Origin of the sequence: Oscillatoria sp. CS-180 (genome assembly GCF_028330965.1) — a bacterium.
Lineage (GTDB): Bacteria > Cyanobacteriota > Cyanobacteriia > Phormidesmidales > Phormidesmidaceae > Halomicronema.
Window position 1 is genome coordinate 36,489 of sequence record NZ_JAQMUB010000089.1, and the last position, 20,163, is coordinate 56,651.

Genomic DNA, 20,163 nt, shown 5'->3' on the forward strand with positions numbered 1-20,163 from the left:
AAATAGGCTCACCATTCAAAACCCTGAGCAAGCTGCTCCGCCTTAATTTTGCATTTTGAATTTCGCATAGCGGTACTAGATGGCTAAAGCTATAACTGCGACTTTTATAATTTTTTACCACTGCTTATCCCTCCCCCATGCATTGTTTTGCCTAAACGCGAGTGATAATCTCCAACGTTATAAAGTGCTTCTTTGTCGTTAAGTTTGGCCAATAGTTTCAGGCGATGCATGTACCGATGAGAGCTGATTTCAAGCCCTGGGTGTTGCTGTTGCTCGGGCAACTTTTAGCAGGTTGTGGATCGAATGTTGATGAATCGACGACAGTTTCCGATCCAGATGCGACGAGTGCTCAAGCGGGCTCAGCGGCGCAGATTGTGCTGGCGATCGGTGGTGAAAGCGAGGAAGGCTATGACCCCACTCTGGGCTGGGGACGCTATGGTTCACCCCTGTTTCAAAGCACGCTGCTGAAGCGGGATGAAAACCTGGATATCGTCAACGACCTGGCGACCGACTACCAGGTCAGCGAGGATGGCCTGACTTGGACGGTGATGATTCGCGATGATGCCGTCTTCTCTGACGGCGAACCCCTAACGGCAGAAGATGTGGCCTACACCTTCAACCAGGCCGCCGAAAGCGGAGGGCTGACGGACGTCACGGTGTTGGACGAAGCCGTTGCCGTGGACGACACCACCGTTGAACTACGCCTAGAGGAACCCCAAAGTACGTTCGTCAATCGCCTAATCACGCTGGGCATCGTGCCTGAGCACGCCCACGGCCCGGACTATGCCCGCAACCCTATTGGTTCTGGCCCCTACCAGATGGTGCAGTGGGATGAAGGGCAACAGTTAATTGTCGAAGCCAACCCCAGCTACTATGGCGAAGCTCCCGGCCTTGATCGCCTCGTCTTTCTCTTTGTGGAAGAGGATGCTGCATTTGCTGCTGCCAAAGCGGGTGAGGCTCAGGTAGCGAGTGTGCCGCAAGCACTAGCAGTACAGAGTATCGAGGGCATGACGCTCTACGACATTACGAGCGTCGATAATCGCGGGCTGATGTTTCCCTACGTTCCAGCATCGGCAGGAGAAACCACGCCCGATGGCGATCCGGTTGGCAACGATGTGACGGCAGATCCGGCAATCCGTCAGGCAATAAATTACGCCATTGATCGCCAAGCTCTGGTAGAAGGTGTTTTAGAAGGCTACGGCTCAGTGGCCTATGGTCCGGTGAGTGGCCTGGCTTGGGAAGAACCAAGCGCTGCCATTGAAGATGCCCAGCCCGAGCAAGCCCAAGACATTCTGGCGGCGGGCGGCTGGACGGATAGCGATGGCGATGGCGTGTTGGAAAAAGACGGGCTTACAGCAGAGTTTACTGTTCTCTATCCCGCGAATGACAGCACACGCCAAGCGCTGGCTCTGTCAGTGGCAGAAATGCTCCGACCCCTCGGCATTCGGGCCAATGTCGAGGGTAAAAGCTGGGATGAAATTGAACCGGCCATGCACAGCAACGTGGTGGTGTTCGGTTGGGGCAGCCATGACCAAACCGAGATGTACAACCTTTATCACAGTCAAGCGGCCCAGGGTGATTTCTACAACGCGGGCTATTATGCCAATCAAGCCATTGACGAAACGCTGGATTTGGCAATGGGCGCACCTTCGGAGGCCGAGGCGATCGCCTTTTGGAAAGCCGCCCAGTGGGATGGTGAAACCGGCTTTACCGCTAAGGGCGATGCCGCTTGGGCCTGGCTAGTGAATCTAGACCACACTTACTTTGTCAGTGACTGTCTGGATATCGGCCAACCTCAAGTGGAACCTCACGGCCACGGCTGGCCGATCACGGCCAACATCGCTGAGTGGGAGTGGACATGCAATTAAGGCCGATAGCGACCTTTGCGTTCCAAAAGCTGCTGCGACTGGGACTCCTGCTACTGGCAGTGGCGATATTTACCTTTGTGCTGCTGAGCCTATCCCCCATTGATCCGGTGCAGGCCTACATCGGCGCTGACATGCTGCAAATCAGTCCGGAGCAGCGACAGTTAATTGCCGAGCGGTGGGGGCTAGATCAGCCGATGATGGTTCGGTTTTGGGATTGGCTGGGACAGCTCATGCAGGGCAACTGGGGCACCTCGATGGTGTTTAATCAGCCGGTGGGCGAGGTGATCGCCAATCGGTTTTGGGTATCGCTACAAATGCTGGCGATCGCATGGCTGCTTTCTGGTCTTCTCGGTTTGGGTCTTGGTATTGTGTCAGGCACTCTAGCGGGTTCCTGGATTGATCGCGTCATCCGGCTCTATGCCTACACCTTGGCCTCGTCGCCCACCTTCTGGGTGGCCCTGCTGCTGCTGATTATCTTTTCCGTTTCGCTGCAGGTGACGCCTATCTGCTGTGCCGCCCCTCCAGGTGTATTGGCGGAAGAGGTGACCGTCTGGCAGCACCTTCACCACCTGTTGCTGCCCGCCCTCACCCTCAGCATTATCGGTATTGCCAACATTGCTCTGCATACCCGTCAAAAGCTGATCGACGTGCTGCACAGCGATTACATCCTGTTTGCCCATGCCCAAGGCGAACCCCGTTGGGGCATTATTCGCCACCACGGCTTTCGCAATCTGATTCTGCCCGCGTTGACCCTGCAATTTGCTTCCCTAAGTGAACTGTTTGGCGGGTCAGTGCTAGTAGAGCAGGTGTTTGCCTATCCCGGTTTGGGCGAAGCCACGGTGCAGGCGGCGCTGAGAAGCGACGTGCCGCTGCTGGTGGGCATTGTGTTCTTTAGTGCTCTCTTTGTTTACACCGGTAATACCTTGGCGGACTTGGCCTATCCCGTTATTGATCCGCGCATTCGGTTAGGAGGCAATTAGTTGCGAGTTATCAATTTTGAGTTGTGAGTTCTCTACAAAGACTCAATTCAACACTCAAACCTCAACATTCAAAACTATTCATGTCCCTCACTACCACCACTCCACTGACCCTCCCAAAACGCCGAAGCAATCGTCGGCAGAAAACCCTTTGGGGAATTGCCTTCTGTGCGCTGTTTTTGTTAGCCATCATTGTTAGCCCTTGGGTGATGGGCGATGCTGGCCTTGGCCCCATGCTGAGCCAGCGCAACCAGCCCCCCGCGCTGGCTCACCCCTTTGGCACCGACTGGCTAGGGCGAGATATGCTCAGCCGCTCCCTGCACGGGATGTCTCTCAGCTTGCGGATTGGTCTCCTCGCCGCCGCCATCAGCGCGCTGTTCGGCACTGGTCTAGGATTAGCAGCGGGTACTTTAGGCGGTTGGGTTGATGCCGTGATCACTTGGATTATTGATGTCTTCTTCAGCCTGCCGCATTTGGTGCTGCTGATTTTAATTGCCTTTGCCGCTGGGGGTGGCACGACTGGCGTCATCATCGCTGTGGCACTCACCCACTGGACGAGCTTGGCCCGGGTGATCCGAGCAGAAGTTTTACAGGTCAATGGTTCTGACTACGTGCAGCTTTCCCATCGCTTGGGCCGATCGCCCCTTTGGATTGCCCGTCACCACATGGTGCCCCACATCATTCCGCAACTGCTGGTAGGACTGATTCTGCTGTTTCCTCACGCCATTTTGCATGAGGCGGCCTTGTCGTTTATCGGCATTGGTCTGTCGCCCCACATTCCGGCGATCGGCATTATTCTGGCGGAATCAATGCGCCACCTCTCCACTGGCTACTGGTGGCTGGGCGTCATGCCGGGGCTGCTGCTGTTGCTCTCAGTCAAAGCTTTTGACTGGCTGGGAGAGAATGTTCGGACCTTGCTCGACCCGAAAACGAGTCAGGGGTAAGGGACAAGGTCAATTACGAACCCTAAACCCTGAATTTATACACTCTCCGCCTATGCACTTTTCACCTATCTACTTATCTACCGCCTCCCATGCTCACAGTTTCTAATCTCGGTATTACGTTTACCCAATACGATCAGGGACTGCGCCGCAAACAGCTAACCGTGATTACTGACCTCGATTTAACCGTCCAGGCAGGTGAGTTGGTGGCAGTGGTGGGTGCGAGTGGTTCCGGCAAGAGCCTGCTCGCTCATGCCCTATTAGGAATATTGCCGGACAATGCTCAGCTGTCGGGGACGATAGAGTTTCAGGGAGCACCGTTAACTCCAGAGCGATGCAAAGCGTTACGAGGCAAGGCGATCGCCCTTATCCCTCAGTCCATTGGCTACCTAGACCCGTTGATGACTGTGGGACGACAGGTGCAGCGGGTAGGACAGCTCAACAGCTTGCCGGCAGGATCTGCCAGAACCTTGATGGAGCGCACCTTTGCCCGTTATGATTTGCCCGCTCATACACCGAAGGCCTATCCGTTTCAGCTTTCGGGTGGCATGGCGCGGCGGGTGTTGGTCTCGACCGCAGTGGTGACTCCAGCCCAGCTGGTGATTGCTGATGAACCCACCCCCGGATTACACCCAGATGTCGTTGCCGAAACGCTGAATCATCTGCGAGAACTAGCTCAGGAGGGGCGAGGCGTCATCCTGATTACCCACGACATTGAAGCAGCTTTGCAGATCGCTGATCGCGTGGCCGTTTTCTATGCCGGAACTACGGTCGAAATTGCTGATGCGAAAGACTTCGCGCTCGGAAACCTGCGTCATCCTTACACTCAGGCACTCTGGCGATCGCTGCCCCAAAACGATTTTGTGCCAGTGCAGGGTAATCAGCCGAGTCCTGAAAATTTGCCATCAGGTTGTTTGTATAGCGATCGCTGTCCTTGGGTTACCGCTGAATGCGAACAGGCGCGTCCAGAGCTGCGATGGGTTCGTCAAGGTTGGGTGAGGTGTATTCATGCTGACCGGTAAAGGTCTCTGGTTTCGCTACGGAGTTAAGCTGCCGTGGGTGGTGCGCGATCAATCGCTGGGCATCATGCCAGGGGAAGTCATTGGCCTCATGGCCCCCTCGGGCTATGGCAAAACGACCCTCGGAAAATTACTGGCCGGCTATCTGATGCCTACTCAAGGGCACGTTGCACTGGACGAACAACCCCTACCCAAACGGGGCTATTGCCCTGTACAGCTCGTTTTTCAAAATCCTGAATTGTCGGTCAATCCCCGCTGGCGGATTGACCACATTCTGCGGGAAGGTCATCCGCCGCAACAGCATATTCTCGATGCCCTTGGCATTCATCCTGGCTGGCTGACCCGCTATCCCCATGAACTTAGTGGTGGGGAGTTGCAGCGAGTGGCGATCGCCCGCATCCTCAACCGTCATACCCGTTACTTGATCGCCGATGAAATGACCGCCATGCTCGATGCCAATACCCAGGCGCTTATCTGGCAAGTGGTTTTGGACTTTGCTCGTCAATATCAAGTTGGTATCATCGCCATTAGTCACGACCAACCCCTGCTCCAGCGAATTTGTCAACGTGATGATCTAGCTTCTGAGCAAGGCATCATAACTCTCAAATCCGACCTTAATCATAATGCGGAGAAAGTCCAGCAGTTGTTCTAACACTTTCAACATATCTATTTAGAATAGCCACCCTAGGAAAGGTATGAAAAAAGATGTTTCGGTTTCAATGAGTCAAGGTAATGTTTATGCCACGATTGCTGCTTTACCACCCATAATAATTCTATCTGGAATCTATATATGGATATGGGGATGGCAACAGCTTTTCATTGGAATCACTACCTTTCTAAGATATCCTTTTCTTACTCTCATAGGAATTTTTGTAGGAGTTATTTTGCATGAGTTGATTCATGGATTAGCTTGGAAGTTTTTTGGAAACAAGCCATCAAATGTAATCAAATATGGTGTCGCTTGGAAAGTTCTAACGCCATATGCCCATTGCCAAGAGACGATAGATGTAGGGGCCTACAAGTTAGGGGTAGTTATGCCTGGTGTACTCTTAGGTCTAGTACCTGCACTTCTAGGAATCCTGACAAGTAATAGTTTGCTTCTAACCTTTGGCTTGTTTTTTACGCTGGCAGCAGGCGGTGATATTTTAATATTGTGGCTATTAAGAAATGTTGAAGCTGGAGTGTTGGTTGAAGATCATCCAACGCGAATGGGCTGTTATGTTATCAATTCAGATTGTCAGTAGTTGTTCATATAGGCTAACAAATCATTAGGCTGAAACAGAAATCGCATTGGTTTGTTGACAATATAGTCAATTGCTACGACGATTCTGCATGAATCGTAAAACCCTCAAAATAGGCGTCTGGTTTGCATAGATATCTTGTGCGTTTCACCGCATAAATCAACTCGTATTGCTATGTCTGATTGGATCGATTTTTGGCTTACACCATGAATTCTGTATTGTGCGAAGAGTTTTTTGAAAAGGATTTCTATTTCTGCATGATGCTTGTCTTAGCGAGACATGGAGAATCTACAGTTGCCCCGCAAGCATGGATGATGGTTACGCCATTCCACCATTCTCCTAAAGATCGTTTGAGGCTGAAAAGTTTGAAAGCGGGTGAACGGACTCGAACCGTCGACATTCAGCTTGGGAAGCTGACGTTCTACCACTGAACTACACCCGCAGTTGGCTCCTCATTATAGGGCTATTTTCCAGCGGGTGTTTTGTAGGCTTTTAACTCTTTATGAAGCGGAGACTTTGGGTTGGAACCGTTGAGGCGACGGAGCAGATTGCGGATGCCGGACTGGAAACCGTCGATATAGGTGAAGAAGACAGGAACAACGACTAGGGTAAGGAGGGTCGATGTGCTGAAGCCGCCGATGACCGCGATCGCCATCGGACTCCGCGTTTCAGAGCCAGCGCCCCATTCCAACGCAATAGGAATCATCCCTGCCATGGTGGAGATGGAGGTCATCAGGATAGGGCGCAAGCGAGTGGTGCCTGCCTCCATAACTGCCTGTCGCCGCGATTTGCCCTCTGCTTTTGCCATCAGCGCATAGTCCACTAGCAAGATGGCGTTTTTGGTAACCAGGCCCATCAGCAGAACAACCCCAATGAGAGCAAAAAGGCCGAGAGGCTTCTGAGTTACCAGCAGGCCCATGAGGGCACCACCAATGGACAGAGGTAGTGCTGCCATCACTGCAGCGGGGTAGAGGAAGCTGTTGTAGAGCAGAACTAGAACGGCATAGATCATCAGAACAGCGGTTCCTAGCGCTAGTAAAAAGCGCCCGAAGATTTCCTGCATGATCTCGGCGTCTCCTGCGGGCTGCTGTTGCACATCGGGGGGCAGGTTTTGGAGCGCGGGCAGGGTGTTCACCGCTGCTAGCCCCTGTCCTAGAGTGATGCCTTGAAGGTTGCCGCCAATGGTGACTTGGCGAGCGCGATCAAAGCGATCAATCTGGGCTGGACCGCTACCGAAGGCAATATCCGCAACGGCAACTAAAGGAACGAGATTGCCGTTTTCGCCAGGGACTTTGAGCTGGCGTAAGGTATCGATCTGATCGCGATATTCAGGGTTGAGCTGAATGCGAATTGGAATCTGGCGATCGCCCAACGTAAACTCAGCCAGATTGGACTCCGTATCGCCCAGGGTGGCGAGAAAGGCGGTGTTGGCAATTTCCTGTACAGAAACACCTAAATCAGCGGCTCGGAGAGGATCAGGCGTAATCAAAATCTCAGGTTTGACTAAGCTGGCGCTGGAGGTGACTTCAACCAGTCCCGGAATCTCTCGCATCTGTCGTGTCAGAGCACTGGAGGTTTCGAGTAGCGTAGTCGGATTGTCTCCCTTCAAAATGATGGTCAGGTCTTTGCTTTGTCCCCCAGCTCCCTGACTTTCGAAGCTAATACGAGCACCGGGAATAGTTGAAAATAGCTGTCGTGCGTCTTTTTCAAAAGCATCTTGACTGGCTACACGCTCTTCTTCAGGTTTTAGGCGCACAAATAAAGAGGCTTGGTTAACGCCGTCTCTCCCTTCAGACGTCAAAATGTTTTGAACGGCTTCGTGGGTGAGCAGTTCAGTGGTGAGCCGCCCAGTCACTTGGTGAGTATCTCGGAGTGTCGATCCCGGTGGTAATTCGACCACAATAGTGGATAGACCCGTATCGCCTGCTTCGAACAGGCTAGTGGGGATGTAGGGCACCAGCATCAGACTGCCGATGAAGAACATGACCGCAAGGGCGATCGTCAAAAGACGATGGCGCAATCCTGCTTTCAGAAGTGACTGATAGGGATGAAAACGACGACGCGGAGCGCGACCGTTACCGTTGCCGTTGAGAGCAGGTTCTGCCGGTTCTAACTTGGCGGGTTTTGGCTTGAGCAGATAGGCGGCCATCATCGGCGTCATCAGTCGAGCGACCAGGGTTGAGAACATTGTGGCCGTGGCGACGGTAACCCCAAACGGTTTGAAGAACTGTCCTGGAATGCCGCCCATGAAAGCAACTGGAATGAAGACGGCAACGATTGTTGCGGTGGTCGTGATGACGGCAAGCCCTACCTCAGCCGTAGAGTTGATCGCGGCCTTGAAAGGTGGCTTACCCATGCGAATATGACGCTCGACGTTCTCAATTTCTACAATCGCATCGTCTACCAAATTTCCTACCGCTAGCGTCAGACCCAGCAGCGACATGCTGTTTAGGGTGTAGCCAAACCAGTCAATGACCAAGAAGGTTGGAATGATAGACAGGGGTAACGCGGTAGCGGTGATGAGGGTCGCCCGCCAGTCTCGTAGGAAAACCCCGACGACGACGACGGCGAGAATGCAGCCGATAATGAGCGCTTCAATAGAGGCCTGATAGGAATCTCGAATATCGGTGGCGCGGGTGAAGATGAGCTGCAAGGTAATATCTTCGGGCAAGCTTTCTTCTAAAACAGCAACCTGGTCTGTGACTCCCTCTTCTACAGAGACAAGAACACTGCCTGTACTCCGGAGTACCGAGAATGCGACCACTGGCTGCGTATTGAAGTAGGCAGCTTGGCGGGCTTCGGCAAATCCACGTTCGACAGATCCTAAACTTTTCAAAGGAACAGCCGTGCCGTTGGGAAGCTGAATTCGATAGTTGGCTAGCGCCTCGACCGTTGGAGCACTACCTAGAGTTCGTAATCCTTGTTCCTGCTGACTCACCGTAGCGCGACCGCTAGGTAAATTGACGTTGAGTGCCCGAATCTGATTGTTCACCTGAGAGGCCGTGATTCCCAATGCGTCCAGCTGATTGGGATCAAGGTCTACCCGAATCTCAGGGTCAACGCCGCCGATGCGATTGACCTGAGCGACCCCTGGAACTGATAGCAGGCTGCGGCTGATTTCTCGATCAACTAAATCACTCAGTTCCTCAACTGATCGCTGATCTGAAATGACCGCATAGGTCAGAATCGGGCCGCCTTCAAAATTCAGCCGCCGCACAATTGGGTCGTTAGCCGCTGCTGGGAGGTCGGATCGAATGCGAGCGATCGCATCGCGCACGTCATTGGTAGCGCGATCAGTATCGGTACCCAGTACAAAGTTGATAATCGTCTGGGAATTTCCGTCAGTAATCGTGGAGTAAATTTCGTCAATGTTGCCCAGTCCCGCGACAGCATCCTCAACCTTTTTGGTCACCTGTGTCTCCAATTCCTGAGGCCCCGCGCCTGTTTGGCCCACTGTCACGATGACGGAGGGCAGATCAATATTAGGGTTAAGGTCTATTCCCAAGCTATTAAAGGAAACCAGTCCTGCCAAGGTTAAGACCAGGAATAGAACCAAGGTCGGAATGGGGCGTCGAATAGACCAGCCGGAAACGTTGAAGGACATAGGATTAGGTCAGGAATGGATGGGAAGGCGGATGGAGAGTCAGGGAGGAGCAATGAAGCTGTGGTCAGCTTTCAGGGGCTAGGATGTTCATTCCCATATGGCGTTGCCCCAGCTTGTATGGTCAGTGCGATCGCCGCATAGGCAAATACTCGTCATTCTGCGACAGTAACGACATCGCCCTCCTGGACATAGCTGGCACCAGCCACAATCACTTGATCGCCTGCGCGAAGCCCCTGCACAATTTCCACTTGGTCAGGGGTATCACCCGTTCCTGAAATCCGTGTCCCCACTTCGACAGAGCGGGCCACAGCAGTCTGCCCTTCACCCAAAACATAAACCTGGATTGAGCCATCGGTTTGGGGCAGCAGGGCCGTTGCAGGAATCACTAAACCTGAACGCTGGCCGACTTGAATGTTGGCGGTGAGAAACATGCCAGCGCGGAGGCGATCGCTCTCCGGCAGACCAATGATGACTTTTGCTGTTCGCGTCTGTGGATCAATGAGTGGCTGCACTTCTCGAATAGTGCCCTCAACGCGGATAGACGGGTCAGTACTTGAAGTCACAACTGCGGGTGCTCCGATTTGGACCTGGGTCAGCTGCGCTTGGGGCACATCCCCCATCAGCTCAAGCTGATTTCCCTCGATGAGGGTGACAACAGCACTTGCTGTTGAGGAGACGTTACCGACACTAGCGGGGCGCTCTGCCACGATGCCATCCATTGGTGCAACAACCGTTGTGTATTGCAGCTGGTTCTCTAAGCGAGCCAGTTCGGACTGACGAGAGCGAATAGTTGCTTCAGCGCTGGCGACGTTTGCCTCAGCAACCCTAACCGACTCTCGGGCAGTGGCGGCCTGAGTACTGCGACTTCGTAGTTCTTCTCGACTGATCGCGCCCTGGTCGGCTAGAGAGCGGTAACTTTGTTCGTTGGCTTCTGCCTCTGCTAGTAAAGCCTGGGACTGAGACAAGTTGGCTCGCTCTTGCTGAAGCTGTGCTTGAGCTACTTCAATCTGAGACTGCGCCTGCTCAATTTGCGTTCTCAGTTCGGTGTCATTGAGAATGACTAACGGCTGACCTGCAACGACGCGATCGCCCTCATCCACTAAAACATCTCGAATTTGCAAGCCACCAATTTGAGGCGTGACCTGCAGCAAATCGGCTGGCTGGACAGTTCCAGTTATGGTCAAGCGCTCAGTTACTTGCCCTGTTTGAACTGGAATCACCGTCACAGTTTGAGCACTCACCTGGCTGGTCGTCTCAGCAACGGGAGTATCTTCTATGGGGGCTGAGCCACCGGCAAAAAAACGCGATCCGAGAACCGCGATCGCGATGCCCAAACCAACGCCGATGAATAACTTGCCATAGCCCCTAGGAGCGCTGGAGACTTCTTTCGCCAAAGACGATTCATTCTCTACCACAGTTACTGAGTCCGAATCTTGAAGCTGTGTCACAACTGAATTCCCGCCTAATTAGGCTCTTTTTGATGAAGCAACGTTAAGCAGCCTCTACTTTTAATTATGACTTAATATTTGCTGGCATACGGTAAAACTAAATTTCCCCTGGACACATCGGTCATCCCGCCGCTAGACATCCTGAGTTGAACCCTTCAATCCCCCGTTATCGGACTCACCCAGATCAACCCCCTGAGTCCTCATCATTGCTGTCTTGAGAGACAGCTTAGGGGTCTGTCAAGCTTGAATTTGGAGGTTGGATTGCCATCCAAAAGGACAACGTATTGCTTGGAATGGTAGGCCACTCTGCAAGACGGCAACGCCTACACTGTGTTCTGTGACGACCTACGAATCCCCCGTTTTGCATGTTGACGACGCATGAGCTTTATAGCGGCAGTTGCGATCGCCATGACGCAAAGTTGATCACAGACGTTCCCCTCTCTACTTCCTAAATCTTCGAGGGCTGCGCCAATCCGCTTAGCTTGTCCTGGCTTGACAAAAATCACACACAATTCGTCCGTCATCTGTTGCAATAGTCAGATGTCATTCTTTAATACTCTTCGCTACCTAAATCCAAGCTGGAATACCGTATTTAAGAGTCTTTAGCTGAACCATTGATTGATCGTGCTCTAAGCTCTACTGAGTATTAAGATCTGATGAAGTGGCTATCGCTATAGTTTGAGACTTTAGTGATCAGGGTTCCTGTAACGGTAGTGATTAATGAATCTGGAACGTTTAGGTAGGCATCGGCATGTTTAATGCGACTGAGATTCTGATCTCCGATTTTGTAGAAAAACTTCGTGCGGGTTATCACCGGACCTACGGTGGTCTCAATCCTGACTACGAGGACATCATTGCGTGGGCAGGAAGCATGGCGCTGGAAAACATCGCCAATAGTGATGCTCTTTATCACAATGTGGAGCACACGATCTTAGTCACACTGGTGGGGCAGGAAATTTTACGAGGCAAGCAGATTCGAGAAGGGGGAGTTGGTACTGATGATTGGCTTCACTTCATCATTTCTCTGGTTTGTCATGACATTGGTTATGTGAAAGGTGTCTGTCGGAGCGATCGCGATCGCGAACATCTCTATGCGACCGGAAATGGAGATGAAATGGTCAAACTCAGTCCTGGAGCCTCAGACGCTTCCTTGACTCCTTATCATGTTGATCGCGGCAAACTGTTTATCGAAGAAAGATTTGGCAAGAACCGGATCATCGACGCTAACGTGATCAAACACAACGTTGAACTAACTCGGTTCCCGGTTCCCAAAGAAGAAGACCATCAGGATACTCGTCATTTTCCAGGATTGGTTAGAGCTGCTGACTTAATTGGTCAGCTCAGCGATCCCCGCTACCTGAAGAAAATCGGGGCACTGTTCTATGAGTTTGAGGAAACGGGGCAAAACAAATACCTTAACTACCGTCATCCCGATGACTTGAAGCACAACTATCCTACGTTCTACTGGAAGGTGGTGCATCCCTACATTCAAGATGGCTTGCGCTACCTGTCCCTGACTCAGGAAGGCAAACAAATCATTGCTAACCTATACTCAAATGTGTTTATGGTAGAGAACGAAAAAAGTGTCGTTCCTACTTAGTGCTTGGAGAATTAGGTTGCTGATAGATAGCTGCAGGGCTAGATCCCTCCACCGCCCTTTACCAAAAGGGATAGGCTAATTCAGGTGGTGAATAGCTCCTTTTGCCAAAGGGGCGATGACAGCAGGAGATCCAATCAACGTTCTGCAATTTAGTTCTCAAGGTGCTTAAAGTTAGCTCTTTAATTCATCTCACAACTGTGTTGGCATGACTTGGTGGCAAAAGCTTCGTCAAAATACCCTCGCCAAAGTAGGCGCAGCTATCCTACTGTTTTTCTACCTTGCCGTTTTCTTTGCAGAGTTCACAGCCCCTTACGATCCTTATTTCTCTGCGCCCAACGCTTCTCTATTGCCGCCGACAGAAATCTACTGGCGTGATCAGGCTTCGGGACAGTTCATAGGTCCCCATGTCTACCCGACCGTCCAAGGACCTGTTTCTTTGGAAACGGGAGAGCGGGAGGTTTTTGTGGATTTTGAGCAGCCCTCGCCGATTCGTCTTTTTGTGCGAGGAGATGCCTATCGATGGCTGCGATTGGCTCTACCTCTGCCGACGCGGTTTTCCCTGACTGAGCCCAATTTTCAGGAAAGAGTTATACTCCCGGGCATTGCAGGTGATTTTCATCTGTTTGGCACAGTTGGCCCTGGTCGCTGGAATCTTTCCGGCACGGATGAGCAGGCCCGCGATCAACTCAGTCGTCTTATTTATGGTGGACGGGTTAGCCTCAGCATTGGCCTAATTGGCATTTCCTTATCGTTTCCGCTAGGAATGCTGGTAGGAGGCTTAGCGGGCTATTTTGGCAGTTGGATAGATGTCGTTTTGATGCGTCTGGTAGAGGTCATTATGACCATTCCAGCGATTTATCTACTGGTTGCCTTGGCCGCTGTTTTGCCCGCTACTCTATCGAGTACTCAGCGATTTCTGCTGATCGTTGTGATCACTTCGTTTATTAACTGGACAGGACTAGCACGAGTCATTCGCGGGCAAGTGCTCTCACTAAAGTCTCAAACGTTTGTGACCGCATCCAAGGCGATGGGTGGACGACCGCTGTATATCATTATTCGGCATATTCTGCCTCAAACGGCAACATACGTCATCATTTCAGCAACTTTGGCAGTTCCCAGTTTCATCGTAGCGGAGGCCATCTTGAGCTTGATTGGTTTAGGTATTCAGCAACCTGATCCTTCATGGGGGAATATGCTGTCTCTTGCCAGTGATGCCTCAATTTTGGTACTCCACCCCTGGCTGATCTGGCCGCCTGCACTGCTGATTGTGCTGACAGTGCTGTCGTTCAACCTTCTAGGTGACGGTTTACGGGATGCTCTCGATCCTAGGAGTCTACGAACCAGTGATTAAGGAGCGCTTGATATCAATATTCTTCACGCCCCTATCGCTGATGACCTCCGGTAGGTTGCGCAACTGGATAGTTGGGTGTTTGATTGGCAGCTTACTGCTGGGAACGGTGGGATGCAGTGGCATTGAAGCCAATATTCCTCAAGAGATCGTGGCTGAAGCAGTGACTTTACAAGCCCAGCAAGAACAGTTTGACCTTTGGCAACAGCTGACGACATCAGGAGGTGAGACCACACCTACTTTGAACGTCAAAAAAGTCCAGGTTCGTGAGGTCCACCCAGTCAAAGTTGTGGATGACTTGGCTTACGAAGTGACCGGAACTTATCAATATACGCTGCGCTATCCTAAGCGATCGCCCATCAAACAGTCGCAAGTTCCTTTCACATTAATCCTTCAGAATGAAGCGCTGACGGATAACTGGCAAATTTTGCAGCGGCCTGGAACCGGCGATCGCCCGTGGTACTGGCAACCCGTACACAATGGTTCGGCCTAGCAGAACCGTCTTTAGATTGACAGCTTTAGTCATCTGGGCTTGTGTACCCAACATCATTGGGATGGTTAGCGTATAGCCAAACGGTTTGCTGTCTTGCCCTCACGAAACTGGCAAGGGCCATATATTATCGTTTTCGAATAGAAAAACTTAAGAGAACTATCGGGAAAACTTAAGAGAACCGTGAGTTATTGCGGTTTACGCCTTTCCAGCACACATCATGAACATAGCGCGTCTCTCGAAGTTCAATGACGGCTAGCTCCACCCGTGTTCTCTCAAGAAATATGGAAAACCAACCTCTCTGCCAGGAAACTCGCTGCCCAATTCAGTTTGTCTTAGAAATTATCGGCAGCAAATGGGCTATTTTGATTTTGCGGGAGCTTTTTTCTGGCAGCCGCCGCACGCATGAGTTCCTTGAGGCACTTCCTGGAATCAGCACTAAAACTCTTACCGCTCGATTGCGAGAACTGGAAAGCTATGGGGTCGTTCGCCGAAAGGTTTTTCCTGAGGTCCCTCCCAGAGTCGAGTATTCGTTAACAGAAAAGGGGCGAGAAATTCAGCCCGTGATGATGTCATTGAAGGTTTTGGGTGAACAGTGGCTAGAGCAGGATGCCTGCGAATGCCCAATGGAACCAAATTCACTCTTCAAGCCTGAATCACTCTCGGCTTAAGCTTTAGGTTATTGCTATGCTGAGGCTTAGCACTGGCGTTTAACGTTTGGGCAGGTTTGGGGATTGACGGTGTAACTGTTGAGTGAGTCTAATTGCCTGGCGGAAATCTCGACCTTAAAGAGGGGTTTCTCCTAGGCAAATGTGCCTCATTCATCAAGTACACTAGAATCCAACAACCTGCCTGCTGTTGATAAGGAGGCTACTAAATACATGGGTTCTTCTTTTGTTGGGATGTTTGCTCAGGCATTTGCAACATTCCTAAACATTTACTTTGTTTTACTCATTATTCGGATTTTGCTTAGCTGGTTTCCCAATGTGGATTGGATGAATCAGCCTTTTGCCACATTGAGTCAGCTAACTGATCCCTATCTCAATCTCTTCCGTTCGCTAATTCCCCCTTTGGGTGGGATTGATTTCTCTCCAATTCTGGCATTCATCGTTCTACAGATTGTGTCAGCAGGTGTGAGTGAAGTGGCTGCAACAGTCGCTTATGCTTCCTTCTAACTTGCTGTGGCAAGAGGCTCGCTCGTACCTATCTGATCCCCTGAGCGAAAAGTAGCGGTATGCCAGCTTGTACTTTAGTCTGCCCACCATTGGGGGCAGAGCAAGCAGGAATCATTATGTCTCTTCTTTCCGTTAGCCAGCACGCCAGGCTGGCTCCGTGTCTTTGTTGAAGTTCAAGTTAGGTTTAGCCAGTACCGTGACTACTGCGATCGCTGATCTCCCGACTTACGACTGGTCAACGCTGCTCCAGCAGATTATTGATAAACAGTCTTTAACGGCTATGGAAGCCGAAGCTTTGATGCGGGGATGGTTGACTGAAGAGATTCCCCCGACGCTTTCAGGGGCTTTATTAGCAGCCATACAGTCTAAAGGGGTTTCCGCCGCTGAGTTAGCAGGAATGGCGAGGGTTCTGCAAGCCCAGTCTTTGGGGGGTGAAGCCGCTGATTCCGGTTTGCCTACGCCAATGATTGATACTTGTGGGACTGGAGGGGATGGCTCTCATACCTTCAACATTTCTACCGCCGTCGCGTTTGTCGCAGCAGCAGCAGGTGTTGCTGTGGCAAAGCACGGCAATCGCTCTGCCTCTAGCAAAGTCGGATCAGCTGATGTTCTAGAGGCATTGGGAGTCGATCTAGGAGCCTCTCCTGATGCAGCCAAAGCTGCGGTGAAAGAAGTTGGGATTACGTTTCTCTTTGCCCGAGGATGGCATCCTGCGATGAAAGCGGTTGCCCCTCTACGGAGTACTCTCAAAGTCCGCACCGTTTTCAACTTGCTAGGACCATTAGTTAATCCTCTACGGCCCACAGGCCAGGTGATCGGCGTTTTTGACCCTTCTGTGCTGACGCCGATGGCTGAGGCGTTAAATCAGCTAGAGATGCCTCAAGCGATCGTGCTACACGGACGGGAGTGTTTGGACGAAGCAGGCTTGGGCGATAAAACAGATTTAGCAGTGTTGGAAAATGGGACAGTTGTCGAGAAGACACTCGATCCCCAAGCGTTTGGGCTAACTAGCGCTGATAAGGCCGCATTACGAGGAGGAGAAGTAGAGGAAAACGCAGCTATTCTACGGAATGTTTTGCAGGGAAAAGGCACCTCTGCTCAGCAGGATGTCGTTGCGCTCAACGCTGCTCTGGCTCTGAAGGTTGCGGGCATAGCTCAGGGCAACACATTAGACGCAGCGATCGCATCAGGTGTTGAGCAAGCACGTTCAGTGATCAACAGTGGGGCCGCTTGGACAAAGCTAGAGGCACTGGTTGCTTTCCTAAAGGCTTAGCCGCCCAAACGATGGGGCGACTGCGCGCCGGCTACCACTCGTCTTGTGTTTGAACATCAACAACTTTGAAAGTTAGTCCCGCATAGTGTTCTAGGCGAGCTATTAAGTTGTCTCCAAATAGGGCTGCAGGTGTCCAAAAACCACCTTTTGCGGACTCAGGAATATCCTTCGCCAGACTAATACCAGCTTGTCCCAGCATTCTGGCAGTAGAACCATATCCCGGATCGCGATCGCCCTGCACCTGCACCTGTATCTTGCCACCACGGTTAGTTCTTCCCAAAAACCGCAAGTCGTAGAATCCGTTTTGCTGGGATTCTACAGAGGGCCCCGATCCGGCGGCAGGAACAATCGAGTTCTCCAATAGCCAACGAGTAGGAGAAAACGCTGCTGCTAGCCCTAGCCCTTCCATAGAACGCTTCAGCCCCTGCGCGACGAACCAACCCGCTGCGCCTCCGCCAGTCAGTATCCCTTCGTCATACTGAAACTTCTCACTATAGGGCTGTTGCTGCAAAGCATTGGAACGTAAAACAATTCGAGTATTGACTGCCGCCATTACGAAAGGCGTTACCCATTCTTGAAAATCTTTGTCGTATTTGACAGGAATGAGGACCGGAGGGTGAGTGTGAGCAGAGGACGCCTCTGGACAGAGGGAATATGGGTCCACTAAGGCTTGACGGACCTCGGAATCGACAGAGGCCTCTTTCACTAAATTAATTCCACTTGCCACCGTGCCACCTGAAAAGCCGCCCTGGGCTTTGACCAGTCGCATTTTGATCTGGTCACAAAAGCTGCCTAGCTGTTGCTGGGCCTCCTGTTGGAGATAGTACACACCTAGATCGGACGGAATTGAATCAAATCCACAGCAGTGAACAATGCAGGCCCCTGTTTTCTCTGCCCGTGCGCTATGGGTTTGAATCATGCGGCGAATCCACTGTACCTCTCCGGTTAAGTCACAGTAATTCGTTCCTGTTTCGGCACAGATCTTCACTAGCGAGTCACCATACAAAGCATAGGGACCGACTGTTGAAATGACGACGCGGGTCTGAGTGCAGAGATGGCGCAGTGATGCTTCATCAGTAGCGTCGGCAATCAGCTGTGGCAAGCCTGCTGCCTTGGGTCCCAGAGCTTTGGAAAGGTTGTCCAGCTTGGACTGAGAACGACCAGCGATCGCCCACTTCAAAGCGTCCTCATCGGCCTGATCAAGCAGATAACGAGAGAGAATTTCACCCACAAAACCTGTTGCACCAAAGACAACAAGGTCATAGGTAGTGTTGGCGTCAGTCATACAAAAATTTGGACGATCATATCATTGGGTTGCCCCTTACAGCGTAAGTCCCGAAAGCCAACTCGGCACCTTTCGCACGAATGAAGCGATACGAATGTTCAGTTATGCAGACTCCTGCATGGGGCCATTGAAAACATCGAAGATTTGACGACAGCAGTTTTTTAAGCGATCGCCAGCCACTTGTTCCGGCTCTGTGCTTCCCGCAAACGTCCATTGATGAATAGTCGAAAAAGCCCACTGCTTACCCCGGTGGTCAAACCCACCTACCTCCATACCAATCACCCGCTTGGCATGGGTTTCAGGATCACTATAGAAGCGAATCTGCACGAGTAAACTGCGACACTGAAAGGGGCGACTTACACCAGGAAAATGGAAACCAATATCGACTGAGTCAGGATCAACCAGCGCTCTTGTATCGTCATCGTTCGTCCAAGGTTTCAAATCAACTCTTAGAGCAGGAAATTCCGATTTGAAGAGACGAACGACCGTTGCAATTTTGCTAGCGAATTCGATACTTGTTGCCTGTTCGGCTGCGTTCACGTTCTAGCCCCTTTCCTGAAAACGCAACTTTCAAACTAAGATAACGTTTCTTTTAGATCAGTCAACTTTGTAACGAATTTCGTCTTGAAATAGTTACAAAAATCTGAACTTTAAAGACAAGCCAGCTTATCTCGAAGCTCTGAATAAAAGTCTTGTGATGCCAAAATAGCTGGTAGAAACCACCCTTTATAACTCTAAAGCTCCATCTCTGGGGAGAGCAGATCTGCCTGACAGATTGCAAGAAGCTCCCTATTGGACTCATCAGCTGTGCCTAGGTCGAAGAAGCCTTCTAGCTGTAAAGGAAATTCAACAGCCTCTGTGGAAGCGATCGGCTCTTCAGTGGAGACGAGTGCAATGTCGTAATCGTAGACTTCTTGGGTGTAGCTGTTGGTAATCTGAAGTGCCAGTTCGTTGCCACTGACGGTTCCTTGAAAGCAATCAAAGGATGATTGCGGCATGTAAATTGCCCCAATCACACTGGACCCTTGTGCTTCAAAAACCAAGTAACCTGCGCCAACTTGATCGGCTTCTGGAGCCGAGCCATAGACATAGATCCCATCGTCGATTGGCCGAACAATTTCTGTAGCTTCCAGAAGGGGATTAGAAGTCGCTTCATCGGTTTGAAGAGGACTGGCTTGAACTGCACCAGTAAACATCAAAGCGCTTAACAATCCACCCAACAAAACAGATCGTTTTGTGCCGCGAATGTCACGTTTAGCACAATTGCAGAAAGTGAATAAAGCTTTTTGAAAAACTACGCCCAATGTAGTGTCTGTTTTTATCACAACCAATCTCCTTCAAAATGTATGCAGTTTTTAATGAGTGTTATTAGAAAATGTGATCTGATTAATCCACTTTAAAGGACAGTTCAACACCCTTATGACTGAGGTGCCCAGAGCGTAATATCTCTTTGCGAGATGTAATTGGGACTACATTTGAGGTCCAAGCTGTTTTCAGCCAGTTCTCTTTCCTGTTCTATAAAAATATCTTTCAGGCAAAATAGCGGTTTACATAAAAGTGCCAGCTTTTGAAGTGACCCTTTTCAAAAATCAGAGGCAAAGCTCAATAGGTTCATCTTTGCGGGGTCTGTGCAGCCACACTAAGTTCATTGGGTTGAGGTTTCGTCAAAACTTCAGAGGCGAAGCAGCCACACTCGCTTATCGGGCTGGACGCAGGTCTAAGGCCCGTAGATCTACTTGAAATTTCTACGCTTTTTGAGAAAATCTTGTTCTTTTATCCGACGTTGATTACCTACCGTTAATCTCCGAACCGTAAGGTGCTACGAAAGAAGGTCCTTTGGGCGCTGTATGTGGACTTCCTAGGGCAGGTCCTACAGGCTGATGTTCTGAATTAG

The 20,163-nt window shown here is 51.1% G+C and carries 18 protein-coding genes and 1 tRNA gene; 12 read left to right on the plus strand and 7 right to left on the minus strand.

All coding sequences use genetic code 11. The features are described from left to right. Positions 1–236 precede the first annotated feature (236 nt). The 6 genes from PN498_RS23435 (at position 237) to PN498_RS23460 (ending at position 6,049) form a co-directional block, all read left to right on the plus strand. A complete protein-coding gene (locus tag PN498_RS23435) occupies positions 237–1,868 on the plus strand; it encodes an ABC transporter substrate-binding protein (protein ID WP_272065843.1) in 1,632 nt (543 codons plus the stop codon). Beyond that, positions 1,859–2,848, plus strand: coding sequence for an ABC transporter permease (locus tag PN498_RS23440; protein ID WP_272065844.1), 990 nt, complete (start codon positions 1,859–1,861; stop codon positions 2,846–2,848). The genes PN498_RS23435 and PN498_RS23440 overlap by 10 nt, the downstream gene beginning before the upstream one ends. An 80-nt stretch (positions 2,849–2,928) precedes the next feature. Beyond that, entirely contained in the window at positions 2,929–3,789 is an 861-nt protein-coding gene (locus tag PN498_RS23445) for an ABC transporter permease (RefSeq protein ID WP_272065845.1), read from the plus strand. 89 nt (positions 3,790–3,878) lie between these two features. Further along, the gene (locus tag PN498_RS23450) at positions 3,879–4,808 is read left to right on the plus strand and encodes an ABC transporter ATP-binding protein (protein ID WP_272065846.1); all 930 of its coding nucleotides are present in this window, start codon (positions 3,879–3,881) and stop codon (positions 4,806–4,808) included. Beyond that, positions 4,795–5,457, plus strand: coding sequence for an ABC transporter ATP-binding protein (locus PN498_RS23455; RefSeq protein ID WP_272065847.1), 663 nt, complete (start codon positions 4,795–4,797; stop codon positions 5,455–5,457). Before PN498_RS23450 ends, PN498_RS23455 begins: the two co-directional genes overlap by 14 nt. Positions 5,458–5,500: 43 nt before the next feature. Next, positions 5,501–6,049 (plus strand): DUF3267 domain-containing protein, encoded by a 549-nt coding sequence (locus PN498_RS23460; RefSeq protein WP_272065848.1) that lies wholly within the window; start codon positions 5,501–5,503, stop codon positions 6,047–6,049. Positions 6,050–6,416: 367 nt separating this feature from the next. Here PN498_RS23460 and PN498_RS23465 read toward each other — a convergent pair. The 4 genes from PN498_RS23465 to PN498_RS23480 all read right to left on the minus strand — a co-directional run bounded on the left by PN498_RS23465 (position 6,417) and on the right by PN498_RS23480 (position 11,604). Then, positions 6,417–6,488 (minus strand) — tRNA-Gly (locus tag PN498_RS23465). Between the two features lie 21 nt (positions 6,489–6,509). After that, positions 6,510–9,650 carry an efflux RND transporter permease subunit gene (locus tag PN498_RS23470; protein ID WP_272065849.1) on the minus strand — a complete coding sequence of 1,047 codons (3,141 nt, stop codon included), beginning with the start codon at positions 9,648–9,650 and terminating at the stop codon, positions 6,510–6,512. Positions 9,651–9,802: 152 nt separating this feature from the next. Next, complete coding sequence (locus PN498_RS23475; protein ID WP_272065850.1) at positions 9,803–11,098, minus strand: efflux RND transporter periplasmic adaptor subunit; 1,296 nt, start codon at positions 11,096–11,098, stop codon at positions 9,803–9,805. Between the two features lie 323 nt (positions 11,099–11,421). Next, positions 11,422–11,604 carry a hypothetical protein gene (locus PN498_RS23480; protein ID WP_272065851.1) on the minus strand — a complete coding sequence of 61 codons (183 nt, stop codon included), beginning with the start codon at positions 11,602–11,604 and terminating at the stop codon, positions 11,422–11,424. A gap of 245 nt (positions 11,605–11,849) precedes the next feature. Here PN498_RS23480 and PN498_RS23485 point away from each other — a divergent pair, with 245 nt between their 5' ends. From PN498_RS23485 to trpD, 6 genes are all read left to right on the plus strand, one after another. Further along, entirely contained in the window at positions 11,850–12,698 is an 849-nt protein-coding gene (locus PN498_RS23485; protein ID WP_272065852.1) for an Npun_R2479 family HD domain-containing metalloprotein, read from the plus strand. Positions 12,699–12,903: 205 nt separating this feature from the next. Further along, positions 12,904–14,049, plus strand: a complete 1,146-nt coding sequence (locus tag PN498_RS23490; RefSeq protein ID WP_272065853.1) for an ABC transporter permease — start codon at positions 12,904–12,906, stop codon at positions 14,047–14,049. A gap of 40 nt (positions 14,050–14,089) precedes the next feature. Next, positions 14,090–14,539 (plus strand): hypothetical protein, encoded by a 450-nt coding sequence (locus PN498_RS23495; protein ID WP_272065854.1) that lies wholly within the window; start codon positions 14,090–14,092, stop codon positions 14,537–14,539. Positions 14,540–14,820: 281 nt separating this feature from the next. After that, entirely contained in the window at positions 14,821–15,207 is a 387-nt protein-coding gene (locus PN498_RS23500) for a winged helix-turn-helix transcriptional regulator (RefSeq protein WP_272065855.1), read from the plus strand. 210 nt (positions 15,208–15,417) lie between these two features. Then, on the plus strand, positions 15,418–15,711 hold the full coding sequence (locus PN498_RS23505) for a YggT family protein (RefSeq protein ID WP_272065856.1): 294 nt from the start codon (positions 15,418–15,420) through the stop codon (positions 15,709–15,711). A 208-nt stretch (positions 15,712–15,919) separates the two neighbouring features. After that, positions 15,920–16,984 carry an anthranilate phosphoribosyltransferase gene (trpD, locus tag PN498_RS23510; RefSeq protein WP_334312283.1) on the plus strand — a complete coding sequence of 355 codons (1,065 nt, stop codon included), beginning with the start codon at positions 15,920–15,922 and terminating at the stop codon, positions 16,982–16,984. Between the two features lie 31 nt (positions 16,985–17,015). Here trpD and PN498_RS23515 read toward each other — a convergent pair whose 3' ends face one another. From PN498_RS23515 to PN498_RS23525, 3 genes are all read right to left on the minus strand, one after another. Then, entirely contained in the window at positions 17,016–18,269 is a 1,254-nt protein-coding gene (locus PN498_RS23515; RefSeq protein WP_272065857.1) for a saccharopine dehydrogenase family protein, read from the minus strand. A gap of 102 nt (positions 18,270–18,371) precedes the next feature. Next, positions 18,372–18,809 carry a hypothetical protein gene (locus PN498_RS23520; RefSeq protein WP_272065858.1) on the minus strand — a complete coding sequence of 146 codons (438 nt, stop codon included), beginning with the start codon at positions 18,807–18,809 and terminating at the stop codon, positions 18,372–18,374. Between the two features lie 194 nt (positions 18,810–19,003). After that, entirely contained in the window at positions 19,004–19,468 is a 465-nt protein-coding gene (locus PN498_RS23525; RefSeq protein WP_272065859.1) for a hypothetical protein, read from the minus strand. Positions 19,469–20,163 lie beyond the last annotated feature (695 nt).